General features: G+C 72.6%; 16 protein-coding genes. 6 read left to right on the forward strand and 10 right to left on the reverse strand.

Going from position 1 to position 10,953, the window contains the following annotated elements; all coding sequences use genetic code 11:
* Positions 1-18: 18 nt before the first annotated feature.
* The 4 genes from ACFWA9_RS26370 to ACFWA9_RS26385 all read right to left on the reverse strand — a co-directional run bounded on the left by ACFWA9_RS26370 (position 19) and on the right by ACFWA9_RS26385 (position 2,065).
* Positions 19-345: a nuclear transport factor 2 family protein gene (locus ACFWA9_RS26370; RefSeq protein ID WP_380390186.1), complete on the reverse strand. Its 327-nt coding sequence runs from the start codon at positions 343-345 to the stop codon at positions 19-21.
* A gap of 40 nt (positions 346-385) precedes the next feature.
* Positions 386-955: a PH domain-containing protein gene (locus ACFWA9_RS26375; protein ID WP_380390188.1), complete on the reverse strand. Its 570-nt coding sequence runs from the start codon at positions 953-955 to the stop codon at positions 386-388.
* Positions 956-1,017: 62 nt separating this feature from the next.
* Positions 1,018-1,203, reverse strand: a complete 186-nt coding sequence (locus ACFWA9_RS26380; protein WP_380390190.1) for a DUF397 domain-containing protein — start codon at positions 1,201-1,203, stop codon at positions 1,018-1,020.
* A 4-nt stretch (positions 1,204-1,207) separates the two neighbouring features.
* Positions 1,208-2,065: a helix-turn-helix domain-containing protein gene (locus tag ACFWA9_RS26385; RefSeq protein ID WP_380390192.1), complete on the reverse strand. Its 858-nt coding sequence runs from the start codon at positions 2,063-2,065 to the stop codon at positions 1,208-1,210.
* Positions 2,066-2,324: 259 nt separating this feature from the next.
* Here ACFWA9_RS26385 and ACFWA9_RS26390 point away from each other — a divergent pair, with 259 nt between their 5' ends.
* Both ACFWA9_RS26390 and ACFWA9_RS26395 read left to right on the forward strand, forming a co-directional pair.
* On the forward strand, positions 2,325-2,687 hold the full coding sequence (locus ACFWA9_RS26390; RefSeq protein ID WP_329487804.1) for an ATP-binding protein: 363 nt from the start codon (positions 2,325-2,327) through the stop codon (positions 2,685-2,687).
* Positions 2,684-2,959 carry a hypothetical protein gene (locus tag ACFWA9_RS26395; RefSeq protein ID WP_380390194.1) on the forward strand — a complete coding sequence of 92 codons (276 nt, stop codon included), beginning with the start codon at positions 2,684-2,686 and terminating at the stop codon, positions 2,957-2,959. Before ACFWA9_RS26390 ends, ACFWA9_RS26395 begins: the two co-directional genes overlap by 4 nt.
* Positions 2,960-3,061: 102 nt before the next feature.
* Here the strand turns inward: ACFWA9_RS26395 and ACFWA9_RS26400 are convergent, their stop codons facing one another.
* Together ACFWA9_RS26400 and ACFWA9_RS26405 are read right to left on the reverse strand one after the other, a co-directional pair.
* Complete coding sequence (locus ACFWA9_RS26400) at positions 3,062-3,802, reverse strand: CDP-alcohol phosphatidyltransferase family protein (protein ID WP_380390205.1); 741 nt, start codon at positions 3,800-3,802, stop codon at positions 3,062-3,064.
* Between the two features lie 156 nt (positions 3,803-3,958).
* Positions 3,959-4,390 carry a DoxX family membrane protein gene (locus tag ACFWA9_RS26405; RefSeq protein ID WP_352293144.1) on the reverse strand — a complete coding sequence of 144 codons (432 nt, stop codon included), beginning with the start codon at positions 4,388-4,390 and terminating at the stop codon, positions 3,959-3,961.
* A gap of 105 nt (positions 4,391-4,495) precedes the next feature.
* On the opposite strand from ACFWA9_RS26405, the gene ACFWA9_RS26410 reads away from it, so the two are divergent.
* The gene (locus tag ACFWA9_RS26410) at positions 4,496-5,050 is read left to right on the forward strand and encodes a TetR/AcrR family transcriptional regulator (RefSeq protein ID WP_352293142.1); all 555 of its coding nucleotides are present in this window, start codon (positions 4,496-4,498) and stop codon (positions 5,048-5,050) included.
* A gap of 54 nt (positions 5,051-5,104) precedes the next feature.
* Here ACFWA9_RS26410 and ACFWA9_RS26415 read toward each other — a convergent pair whose 3' ends face one another.
* The gene (locus ACFWA9_RS26415) at positions 5,105-5,824 is read right to left on the reverse strand and encodes a YidC/Oxa1 family membrane protein insertase (RefSeq protein WP_380390197.1); all 720 of its coding nucleotides are present in this window, start codon (positions 5,822-5,824) and stop codon (positions 5,105-5,107) included.
* A 90-nt stretch (positions 5,825-5,914) separates the two neighbouring features.
* Positions 5,915-6,208 (reverse strand): DUF6412 domain-containing protein, encoded by a 294-nt coding sequence (locus ACFWA9_RS26420; protein ID WP_329487799.1) that lies wholly within the window; start codon positions 6,206-6,208, stop codon positions 5,915-5,917.
* 233 nt (positions 6,209-6,441) lie between these two features.
* On the opposite strand from ACFWA9_RS26420, the gene ACFWA9_RS26425 reads away from it, so the two are divergent.
* Both ACFWA9_RS26425 and ACFWA9_RS26430 read left to right on the forward strand, forming a co-directional pair.
* Entirely contained in the window at positions 6,442-6,726 is a 285-nt protein-coding gene (locus ACFWA9_RS26425) for a type II toxin-antitoxin system Phd/YefM family antitoxin (RefSeq protein WP_329487798.1), read from the forward strand.
* The gene (locus tag ACFWA9_RS26430; RefSeq protein WP_329487797.1) at positions 6,719-7,141 is read left to right on the forward strand and encodes a type II toxin-antitoxin system VapC family toxin; all 423 of its coding nucleotides are present in this window, start codon (positions 6,719-6,721) and stop codon (positions 7,139-7,141) included. Before ACFWA9_RS26425 ends, ACFWA9_RS26430 begins: the two co-directional genes overlap by 8 nt.
* 82 nt (positions 7,142-7,223) lie before the next feature.
* On the opposite strand, the gene ACFWA9_RS26435 is transcribed toward ACFWA9_RS26430, so the two are convergent.
* Positions 7,224-8,327, reverse strand: a complete 1,104-nt coding sequence (locus ACFWA9_RS26435) for a Gfo/Idh/MocA family oxidoreductase (protein ID WP_380390200.1) — start codon at positions 8,325-8,327, stop codon at positions 7,224-7,226.
* 183 nt (positions 8,328-8,510) lie between these two features.
* Positions 8,511-9,599 (reverse strand): lytic polysaccharide monooxygenase, encoded by a 1,089-nt coding sequence (locus tag ACFWA9_RS26440; RefSeq protein WP_380390202.1) that lies wholly within the window; start codon positions 9,597-9,599, stop codon positions 8,511-8,513.
* Between the two features lie 431 nt (positions 9,600-10,030).
* Between ACFWA9_RS26440 and ACFWA9_RS26445 the strand changes: the two genes are divergently transcribed.
* Complete coding sequence (locus ACFWA9_RS26445) at positions 10,031-10,810, forward strand: HAD-IIA family hydrolase (protein WP_329487794.1); 780 nt, start codon at positions 10,031-10,033, stop codon at positions 10,808-10,810.
* Positions 10,811-10,953: the final 143 nt, after the last annotated feature.

Consider the following 10,953-nt stretch of genomic DNA (forward strand, 5'->3'; position numbering starts at 1 on the left):
CGAGCAGGGTGCGCGGGCTCAGCCGAGGAACTCGACGCGGTCGATGAGGCCTTCGCGGACCCGGTAGGCCACCAGGACGCGGACCGGTTCGTCGGACAGGCCGTGGGCGACTTCGTGGTCGACCACCCAGTCGCCCTCGGTGAGCCGTCCCACGATCTCCGCCCGGCAGCGGCCGGCGGCGAACTGCCGGGTGTAGGTGTCGCGCAGGGCCTGACGGCCTTCCAGCCGGCTGCCGTCCCGCCGCAGAACGAGGACGTCCTCGGCGTAGGTGGCGACGAAGGCGTCGATGTCGTGGTTGTTGTAGGCGGTGAGCTGCTGCTCGACCACGTCCTGCGGGCTGGTCATGCGGGGTGTCCGTTCGGGTCGGATTCGGTTCGGAGCCGGGTCAGTTCTTCAGGACGAAGACGAGTCCGACGACGACCGCGATGAGGAGCCCGGCGATCATCCCGATCGCCATGGGGCCCACCCGGTCGCGAAGTTGCTTCGACGGCTGGACACGGATGCTCGGATCCGTGCTCAGCTCCCACCAGTTGATGATGCGCTGGAAGTCCACGTGGAAGTCGGGGGAAGGGTAGATGTCGCTGTGCTGCAGCCCGGGCAGTGAGCGGCGCCGACCGTTCGTGAGGTGGATCCGGGGCACGAGCGAGTACCCGTACTGGTTGTCGGTCTCGCGGATGTCGATCCAGCGGATCTCGTGCCAGGGATAGGTGCGGCCGCGACCGAGGCCCCAGCAGATGGTGATGCCGGAGGCGTCGACGGTGGTCCAGGACCGGAGCACGACGAAGGTGGCGAGGCCGACCAGCACCAGGGTCCCGCCGAGCACCCAGCCGAAGCCCGCCGGGCCGAGACGGTAGGCGGCGAACACTCCCTCCACGGCCAACACCACGCAGAGGACGCCGAGGTGAAGCCAGGACGGGCGATACCGGTCTTTCCCCCGGAAGCTCAGTTCGATCACCGTTCGCACACTACGCCCCGGGCCCCGGTGGAGAGGGGGTGGGGCCCGGGCGGGCCCGGGCGTCAGACGTCGAACTCCCCGTTGCGGATCCCGGCGAGGAGGTCGCGCCATTCGTCGGTGGTGAGTTGGGCGACGGCGGAGGGCTGGAGGCTGCTGCGGAGGTAGACGGTGTCGGGGGTGATGGCCACCTCGGGGCAGTTGTTGGAGTTGGCGCACGCGGCAGGGCGCATCCAAGAGAGGTTCTCCATTGGCCTACGTCTCCCTCTTGATGGTTGAGATCAGGTCACGTGAATCATCAACGGAAAGAGACCTATCGGTCATCTTCGCTATGATCGCGCTGTACTTGTCCAAGTACTCCGTTGAGTGGAGGTAGATCGGCCCATCCACGGAGTCGTACTGAACCGTATCAAGGCGTGGCACTGGACCATTTGCATAGATGATCGCCTGGCCGGATCCTGCGAATCCTCCTGATTCGAAGGGCACAACGCGCAAAGTCACATGGGGAAGATGTGAGAGTTCAAGCATCCAGTCCAGCTGCTCGCGAGTGACCTCGCGACCCCCGAAGCGCATGCGAAGAGCCGCTTCGTGAACCAGTGCCGTGTATGGCTTGGTGCCGCCCGTCATGAGAATCTCGGATCGCTTCATGCGATGCTCGACGCGAGTCTCGATGATTCGAGGCGTAAGTGGCGGCTGAGCCTCCACGAAGACAGCCCTGCTGTAGCGTTCGGTTTGCATGGGGCCGGGTGGATGGCAGATCTGGTATGAGTGCATGCCCTTGGCATGGAACTCGAACTCGGCGATTTCAAGAAACCCTGCCGGTACGGATCCCCGATACTCTTCCCACCAGCCCTTGGCTCGCTCACCTGCCATCTCGGCGAGAGCGTTGACGTACTCGGAGTCGGATTCCTTGTATCTGTCGGCAAGGGCGATCACTCGCTCGGGAGTCACTGTGTAGCTCCCCTGCTCGATGAGCGTGACCTTCGTGCGGGCCAGGCCGAGGACTCCGGCGGCCTCAGCAGTCGTGACACCCGCAGCGTCGCGCATCTTGCGTAGTTCGGAACCGATGCGCTGCCGTCGTGCAGTCGGAGGAGATGACATGGGGTCAAGCATCCATCGCGACCGTACTGGGAGTCCAGTTACAGAGAGGGACATGTACTAGACCGGGTGGTACATGTCCCTCGCATGCCCTACAGTCTGTGATGCACCGCTCACCGAACGGGTTGTCAGTAACGCCAACCCCTAGGGCAGTTGGTACCTGCTGCCCGGGCACCGAAGAGCATCCGTATGTGGTCCTTCCAGCGCCGCTGCGGACTTGCTCACGGCGACACCCTCACCGGTGTGCCCCACCTACACCGCAGGGAGATTCCCCGTGTGTAACCGCAACTCCCCTTCCCTCACCCTCGCCCGCGAGGGCCTCCGCAGCGCCATGGCGCGGAGCGGCTGGCACCCCGAGGTCATCGCCGACGCCGAACTCGCGCTCGCCGAACTCATCGTGAACGCCTGGCGGCACGGCCGGACGTCCTCGCCGGTCGTCCTGGTGTTCATCAACGACACCACGCTGCGGGTCTCCGTCAATGACGACAGCTGCGAGCTGCCGGAGCAGCGCCACCCCTCCGACCTCGCCGAGTGCGGGCGCGGCCTCCAGCTCATCGAGGGCCTCACCCACCGGTGGGGCGCCGAGCCCTGCAAGCGCGGCAAGGCCGTCTGGTTCGAGCTGGACGCCGTCGCGTGAACGTCATCCACCTGCCCGTTCCCCCGCGGCCTCACGAGGCCGGCACCACCACCGTCCCCTACCTCGCCGTCGAACCCTCCCCGGACGCCGCCGTCCAGCTCCGGCTGGCCGTCGACGACCCCGTCGGTGCGGATCCCGACGAGCAGCTCGTCTTCCGTCTCACCACCCGGCAGGCCGAGGACCTCATGCACGGCCTCGCCTGGCGGCTGGGCTGGCGCTGCGGCAGGCCCCTCGGCACCATCTCGACGGCTCCGCCGTGCTCGGACTCCTGAGTCTGATCGTCCTGTCCGCCGTCGTCGGCGCGGTCTGCCAGGCGAGGAGCGACGCCCTGCGCCGCGACGCCGCCGACCGCGCCGGGGCGGTCCGGCGACCGGTCAGCGCAGGCGCGACGAGGAGAGGATCGACGCCAGGTGGGCGACGACCATCCCCCAGGTGATCACCGCGATCGCCGCCAGCGCGATCCGGGTCGGCCCGAGGTTGCCGACCGCCGCGTCCGCCACCGCCGTGGCCAGCAGCACCAGCGAGGCCTCGATGCCGTTGGTCACCCGGTGGATCTTGAAGATGGAGGCGAACCGTCGCGCGGTGGCGATGCCCTGCGAGCGCGGCTGGGTCGACTCCTCGTCGGCGGGCGCCAGCCCGCTGCGGGCCCGGGCCACGTCGACCAGGTCGGTGGAGGCCTTCAGCAGGACGACGCCCAGCGCCGTCGCCAGGCCGACCGAGATCCACAGGTCGGACCCGCCCCGGGCGGCCCGGATGCCCGCACCGATCATCAGTGCGGCATCGGCCAGGTAGGCGCCGAGCCGGTCGACGTACACGCCCGCCGTGCTGAACTGCCGCTTCCAGCGGGCCACCTCGCCGTCGACGCAGTCGAACAGCAGGAACCCCTGGAACAGCAGGGCGGCCAGGACCGCGCCCGTCAGCCCGGGGATCACCAGGGCGGCCCCGGCGCCGACGCCGCAGACCACCATCACCCAGGTCAGGGTGTTCGGCGAGACGGACGTCCGCACCAGCCGCCGCGTCGTCCGCAGCGAGATCCGGCGCATGTAGAGGCGGCCCGCCCAGTGCTCACCGTTGCGGCTCTGCATCTTGGCCTGCGGCTGGCAGACCTCCCGCATCTCGGCCAACGTCGGGGCTGCGACCTTCACGAATTCCTCCACCTTGTCCGGCCGGACTCAGAAACGATCAAAGGCTACGGCCTGCCGTGGCCACGGTCCGGGGCGGGTCTCCGAGGTGGCGCCGCCGGGCCGGCGCGGAGGCGCGAGGGCGCGCGGTCAGCCCGCGAAGGTCAGTGCGGCGGCCGCGACGAACAGCACCTGGAGAGCGGTGCGGGGGCCGATCGGGGTGACGCCGGGGAGTCGGCGGCGGGCGGCCGAGACGTTCGCCGGGAACATCGCGATCATCATGAGGATCAGACCCGCGGACGCCAACCTGGTCGTCGCCGGGACGAGGACCAGGACGGCGCCGGCCAGCTCCAGCAGGCCGGTCAGCGTGATCAGCAGCTCCGGCCGGGGCAGGCCCGGCGGGACCATGGCGACGAGTCCGCTCCGCAGGCGCGGGAGGAAGTGCGCGGACGCGGTGAGCAGGAACATCGCGGCCAGTCCGACCCGCAGGGCGGGGTGCCAGCCGTCGAGCACGTCCACACCGGCCAGTCCGGCCAGGCGGGCGGCCAGGAATCCGGCGACAAGAGCGATCAGGGGTGCCATCTCGGCCTCCGAAGGTGCGGGTGGTGCCCTGCGCGCAGGGCATCTTGACACCATCAAGTTAGGTGCGGCCGCGCCATCTTGTCAATGGAAAGTTATGATCGGGGCATGTCTGCCCAGCCCTATCACCACGGTGACCTGAGGAATGCCCTGCTCGCCGCCGCCGCCGCGGCCATCGAACAGAACGGGCCCGCCGCGCTGAGCCTGCGCGAACTGGCCCGGCGGGCCGGCGTCTCCCACGCCGCCCCCGCCCACCACTTCGGCGACAAGGCGGGACTGCTCACCGCACTCGCCGCCCAGGGGTACGAACTCCTCGCCGACGCGGTACGCGCTGCCGGGCCGGACCTGGCCGGGGCGGGGATCGCCTACGTCCGGTTCGCCGTCGGGCACCGCGCCCACTTCACGGTCATGTTCGAGCCCGGCCTCTACCACCCGGACGACCCGCACCTGTCCGCCGCCCGGGCCCGCGCCGACGAGGCCCTCGCCGCCGCGCTCGCGGCGTCCGCCCCCCAGCACGCGCGGGACCGCGAGCTCAAACTGGCGGCCTGGTCGATCGTCCACGGCTTCGCCCAGCTGTGGAACAGCGGGAGCCTGCCCGACCGCGCCGGGGAGGACCCGGCGACGATCGCCCGCGCGGTGATCGGCAACCTGCTGCGCGCCTGACCCGCCCGGCGGCGGGTGGCCGCCCACCCGCCGCCGGACCGTACGGCGCGCCGGTCAGATCAGCGCCACCGCCGGCACCGGAGCGGTCCCGCCCCGGTGCAGCCAGCCGCGTTCGGCGGCCGACCAGGCGGACGTGGTCAACAGGTAGAGCGCGGCGGCCAGCGGCACCAGCGCCGCGAACAGCACGGTGCCGAACGACAGGTACGGCATGACCGCCATCAGTCCGGCCTGCCCGGGCTGGCCCGGCTGCGCCGGCTGCTTCGGGGCGGCCGCCTGCGCACGGCGGGCCCGGCGGAAGTTGACGTACCCCACGGCGGCCAGCCCCGCGTACAGCGCGCCGAACACCACCCACTGCGCGGCGCTCTGCGCGCCGCCCGCGTGCAGGCCGAGCGGGACGCCGAAGAGGGTGTGGCCGAGCAGGTCGTTCGGGGTGGTGAACAGCCGGTACATCACCGAGAAGAACGGGATCTGGATCAGCATCGGCAGGCACCCGGCGAACGGCGAGGCCTTCTCCTCCCGGTACAGCTCGGCGAGCGCGGCCTGGAGCTTCTCCGGCTTGCCCTTGTGCTTGCGGTTCAGCTCGGCGACCTTCGGTGCGAGCCGGGCCCGCGACTTCTCGCCGCGCGCGGCCGCCCGCGCCAGCGGGTGCAGGGCGAGCCGGACGCAGACGGTGAACAGGACGATCGCCAGCGCGGTGGGCACCAGCTGGGCGAGGGAGGCGACGACGTCGTGGGCCAGGCCGACGGCCGGGTCGAGCACTGCGAAAACGGACATGGTGGAGCGAGCCCTCCGGGGTCTCAGCGTCTCAGGACATGAGTGATCGGCGGAGGGCGGCCGCGTGGACGGCGGTGGAGAAAGGGGTGGTTACGCGGCCGCCGGGGCCGCGCCCGGGGCCCTGGGGCGTCGCCTGCCCCGGGCGTCGGGATCGCGCTGCGGGAGGAAGGCCGTCCGGAGCGCCCGACGCCGCAGCGTCCCGTCCCGGACGGCGGCCGGCGCCCGCGCGCCCAGCAACCGGGCCGCGGCCAGCGTGCCCGCGACGGCGCCGGCCAGCAGCACCACGGCCGCGGCGGCGGCCACCGAGGTCAGCGTCCCACCGTCGGTGAGCGCCTCCCCGGTCAGCACCCGGAGCAGGCCGAGCAGCATCGCGACGAATCCCACGGTGAGCTCCTCTCCTGCCGAGTGCCGAGTGCCGGGCACCGAGTGCCGGGCGTACCGGCTGATGAACCGACTGGTGTGCCGACGGACGCGCCGTGCTCGGCGGTACGAGTCCGGGCGTTGTCGACGATGGTACGACGCCCGGCGCTCCCGGGGGAGCGCGTGCTCACGGCGGGCGGCCCCCGGTGCTCCCGCGCACCGTAGCCAGTGGTGCTACCCGGGGCTACTTTGGAAGGATGAAGACGATTACCCAGCGGGAGTTCCGGAACAACTCCGCCGCGGTGATGGACGCGGTGGAGGCGGGCGAGACCTTCCACATCACCAGGAACGGGGTCGAGGTCGCGGAGCTGCGGCCGGTCGCGGAGCGGCGGCGGCTCACGGCCGAGGAACTGGTGGCGCGGCACGTGAAGCTGCCGCGGGTGGACTACCAGCAGATGCGCAAGGAGGCCGAGGAGTACTTCGGCCCCGAGGAGCTGGTGGGGGACGACGGCGACGACCCCTTCGAGCGGCGGCGTGGCTGAGCGGCGCAGGGCGCCCCGGCGCCGCCCGGCCGGGGTGCTGGACACCTGCGTCTACATCGACCTGGCGCTGCTCAACCCGGCCGAGCTGCCGGCCGTGCCGGAGCTGACCGCGATCACCTTCGCCGAGCTCCAGCAGGGCGTCTCGATGGCCCGGGACGCGGTCAGCCGGGCGTCGCGGCTGGAGGTGCTGGGCGCGGCGATGGCCGACTTCGACCCGCTGCCCTTCGACGCGGCCGCCGCCGCCCGGTACGGGACGCTGGTCACGCTGACCATCGCCGCCGGGCGCCAGCCGCGTCCGCGCCGGATCGACCTGATGATCGCGGCCGTCGCCTCCGCGCACGGGCTGCCGCTGTACACGCGCAACGTGGCGGACTTCCGGGGCCTCGGCGCGGCCGTCGAGGTCATCGGGATCTGACCGGATCCGACTCAGTCCGGCCGACTCCAGCCGGGGCCGACCGGGTCCGACCGGCTTCGACCGGACGCGCCCCCGGAAGGGGTCAGCCGAGCCGGACGGTCGTGCCGGTGGCGGCCGAGGTGCGGGCGGCCTCCAGGACGGTCAGGGTGGCCACGGCGTCGAGCGGGTCGACCGGCGGCGGAGTGCCCGGGTCGGCCAGGGCGGCGGCGACGCCCGCGTAGAAGGCGGGGTAGTCGCCCAGGTCGGTCGCAACGGTGGTCGCGTCCTCGTCGGTGCCGACGGTGCCGTACCGGGAGGGCTGGTCGGCGCCCCACGGCGCCCCGGCGCGGCCGGTGCCGTCCGGGCGCTGACCGGCGCGGAGGTCCTCCTCCTGCGGGTCCATGCCGAACTTCACGTATCCGGCGGTGTCGCCGAGCACCCGCAGCCGGGGCCCGACGAGCGGGGTGATGGCGCTGGTCCACAGGTGGGAGCGGGTGCCGCAGGCGTGGGTGAGGGCGAGGAAGGCGTCGTCGTCGACCACCGCGCCGTCCCGGCGGGTGTCGATCTCGGCGTAGACCGTCTCGACCGGGCCGAACAGGGTGAGCGCCTGGTCGACCAGGTGGCTGCCCAGGTCGTACAGCGTGCCGCCGCCCTCGGCCGGGTCGGCCAGCTCGCGCCAGCCCGCCTTGGGCTTGGGGCGGAACCGCTCGAACCTGGACTCGAAGCGGTGCACCCGGCCCAGCGCGCCCTCGCGGACCAGCCGGGCGGCGGTGAGGAAGTCGCCGTCCCAGCGCCGGTTCTGGAAGACGGAGAGCAGGACGCCCTGCGACCGCGCCAGCGTGCAGAGCTCCCGTGCATCGGCGGCGGTGGCGGCCAGCGGCTTGTCGACCACGGTGGCCAGGCCGGCGCGCAGCGCGGCCCGGGCGAGCGGGACGTGAGTGCGGTTGGGCGAGGCGATCACGATCAGGTCGAGCGCGTCCCGGTCGGCCAGCAGCTGCTCCGGGGTGTCCACGGCACGGGCGCCGGGGTGGTCCGTGCGCAGCTGGGCGCGGCGGTCGGGGTTGGCGGTGACCACCGCGTCCAGCCGGAGCCCGGGGGTGCTGGCGATCACCGGGGCGTGGAAGGCGGCTCCGGCCAGACCGTAGCCGATCAGGCCGACACGGAAGGGGCCGTCGTGGTCGCGGGAAGGGCGTGAGGAGGGGCTCATGCGCCTTACTCAATCACGGTGCGCCAGCACGAGGTGTCCGATTGGCCACGGTTTCGGCGCCTTCGATGTGACGGACGGTGAGGCGGCCGGGGTGGTTCGACCGGGACGCCCGCCGGTGGGGCGGCGGGCGTCCCGGCGGTCCGGGGGCGGGTCGGTCCGGGGTGGTCGGGGCCGGCGGGCCGGTCAGCGGGCGTGGGCACCCGGGGTGCGGCGGCGCTGACGGTGGATGACGGCGACGACGGCGCCGGCCAGGAGGAAGGCCGAGCCGATCGAGGCCAGGACGCCGAGGGAGCGGTCGGAGCCGGTCTGGGCGAGCCGCTCGTGATCGGTGGCCGGCACCGGGGCGGGCGCGGCGGCCTGCGCGGCGGCCTGCGCAGGAGCCTGCGTGGTGGGACCGGGGCCGGCCACCGCCGCGGGGCCGGCCGTGGGCGGCGGCGTGGTGGCGGAGGCGGCGGGGGTGGTGGCCGCGGCCGTCGGGGCGGCGGTCGGCGTGGCCGCAGCGGTGGTGTGGTCGTGCCCGGCGGGGTGGCCGGACGACGGAGCCGGGGCGGTGCCGCCCGGAGCGGGCGCGGGCGGCGTCGCGGGTGTCGTCGCGGGTGTCGTCGCGGGTGTCGTCGTCGGTGCGGTGCCGCTGCCGTCGAAGACCACGTCCGAACAGGAGTAGAACGCCTCCGGGCTGTCCGAGCGCTGCCAGATCGCGTAGATCAGCTGGCGTCCGGTCTTCCCCGCCGGGATCTTGCCGGGCAGCACGTAGGAGCCGTCCGTCAGCTGCGGGTCGGTGACCGTGAGGAACGGCTGGGGCTCCAGGTTCGCCCAGGTCAGCGGCTTGGTCGGGGAGTAGCCGGCGTTGGTGACGAAGAGCTGGAAGGTGCCCCGGTGCGGCGCGGTGGCGCGGTAGCGGAAGGTGAAGTCCGACCCGGCCGTGAGGTTGGTGGCCGGCCAGTCGGCGCGCGGCAGGTCGAGGCCCTTGTACAGGTCCGAGCCCGCGCTGCACAGCCGGCCGTCCGGGATCAGCTCGCGGTGGCGCCCGGCGGCGTCCCCGATCCGCAGGCTCATCCAGTCGTACAGGGCGGCCGTGCCCCCGGCGGCCACGGCGGCCTGGCAGGCCGCCGACTTCGGGTGCTCGGCGCCCTCCAGGTAGCAGCCCTCGACCCGGCTGAGCGGATTCTGCATCGAGCCGTGCGCGGCGGCGGGTCCGCCACCGACCCCGACGGTGAGGCCGGCGGCGGCGAGGGTGAGGACGGCGGCGGGGAGGCGGTGGCGCACGGGCATGGTGGGGGGACTCCTTCGCGGGAGCGGGGTGAGGGTGGTGCCGTTCACGCTAGCCGGGCGGCGGGGGCCTGCTGAGGGGTGCTCAGAGAGGTTAGGGGCGGCTTAAGGAGCCGTTGAGGCGGGAGAGCCGCAGGCCGGTCCCGGAGCCCGTCCGGAGCCGGTCCCGGCCCGGGGCCCGGCGCGGGGCCCGGTGCGGGTCCCGGTGCGGGCTCCGGCGCGGTCGTCCGGACCTGGGCGTTCCGGTGGGCGGGACGTACTGCCGTCGGGCTGGTGTGCGGATTAGGCTGTGCCCCGTTGGGGCAGCCAGCAGTACCCCCGGCGGTCCGGTGTCCCGAGGTGGGTCCGGCCGGTGGGAGGCGCAACGGTGACGGCGGTGCGCCGCAGATTTGGTACGACCATCGCAAGACGTTGCAACTTCGGGAGACACGCACGTGGCAGAGCGCAAGCCCATCGAGTCCTGGCTGACCGACATGGACGGGGTCCTCATCCACGAGGGCACGCCGATCCCCGGCGCGGAGGAGTTCCTGCGCCGGCTGCGGGAGTCCGGCAAGCCCTTCCTGGTGCTCACCAACAACTCGATCTACACCCCGCGCGACCTCAGCGCGCGTCTGGCCGGCATGGGCCTGGAGGTGCCGGAGGAGTGCATCTGGACCTCCGCCCTGGCCACCGCGAAGTTCCTCAAGGGCCAGCGCCCCGGCGGCACCGCCTACGTGATCGGCGAGGCCGGCCTGACCACCGCGCTGTACCAGGCGGGCTACGTGCTGACCGACAACAACCCGGACTACGTCGTCCTCGGCGAGACCCGCACCTACAGCTTCGAGGCGCTCACCAAGGCGATCCGCCTGATCAACCAGGGTGCCCGCTTCATCTGCACCAACCCCGACGAGACCGGCCCGTCCACCGAGGGCGTGCTGCCGGCCACCGGCTCGGTCGCGGCGCTGATCACCAAGGCGACGGGCGTCGAGCCCTACTTCGTCGGCAAGCCCAACCCGCTGATGATGCGCGAGGCGCTGAACAGCGCCGGAGCCCACTCGGAGACCGCCGTGATGATCGGCGACCGGATGGACACCGACATCGTGGCGGGCATGGAGGCCGGCATGGAGACCATCCTGGTGCTCACCGGCCTCACCGCCGCCGCCGACGTGGAGCGGTTCCCGTACCGGCCGACCCGGGTCGTCCAGTCGATCGCGGACCTGGTCGACCTGGTCTAGCCTCTGCTCTGATGACGCGGGCCCCGCCCGGCCGACGGCCGGGGGGGGCCCCTCCCGTGGCCGGCGCCGGGTGGGGTTTCGGGGGGGGGGGGGGGGTGTGTGACGGGGGGGGGTCCCCCCACCAGTAGCCGGGGTCCCGGGCG

The organism is Kitasatospora sp. NPDC059973 (genome assembly GCF_042737525.1).
Lineage (GTDB): Bacteria > Actinomycetota > Actinomycetes > Streptomycetales > Streptomycetaceae > Kitasatospora.

Bases quoted from the DNA above. Each gene is read 5' to 3' on its own strand.
- ACFWA9_RS26370 (WP_380390186.1), bottom strand. From the start codon at position 345: ATGACCAGCCCGCAGGACGTGGTCGAGCAGCAGCTCACCGCCTACAAC.
- ACFWA9_RS26380 (WP_380390190.1), bottom strand. From the start codon at position 1,203: ATGGAGAACCTCTCTTGGATGCGCCCTGCCGCGTGCGCCAACTCCAAC.
- ACFWA9_RS26385 (WP_380390192.1), bottom strand. From the start codon at position 2,065: ATGCTTGACCCCATGTCATCTCCTCCGACTGCACGACGGCAGCGCATC.
- ACFWA9_RS26400 (WP_380390205.1), bottom strand. From the start codon at position 3,802: ATGCGGGAGGTCTGCCAGCCGCAGGCCAAGATGCAGAGCCGCAACGGT.
- ACFWA9_RS26405 (WP_352293144.1), bottom strand. From the start codon at position 4,390: ATGGCACCCCTGATCGCTCTTGTCGCCGGATTCCTGGCCGCCCGCCTG.
- ACFWA9_RS26410 (WP_352293142.1), top strand. From the start codon at position 4,496: ATGTCTGCCCAGCCCTATCACCACGGTGACCTGAGGAATGCCCTGCTC.
- ACFWA9_RS26415 (WP_380390197.1), bottom strand. From the start codon at position 5,824: ATGTCCGTTTTCGCAGTGCTCGACCCGGCCGTCGGCCTGGCCCACGAC.
- ACFWA9_RS26425 (WP_329487798.1), top strand. From the start codon at position 6,442: ATGAAGACGATTACCCAGCGGGAGTTCCGGAACAACTCCGCCGCGGTG.
- ACFWA9_RS26435 (WP_380390200.1), bottom strand. From the start codon at position 8,327: ATGAGCCCCTCCTCACGCCCTTCCCGCGACCACGACGGCCCCTTCCGT.
- ACFWA9_RS26440 (WP_380390202.1), bottom strand. From the start codon at position 9,599: ATGCCCGTGCGCCACCGCCTCCCCGCCGCCGTCCTCACCCTCGCCGCC.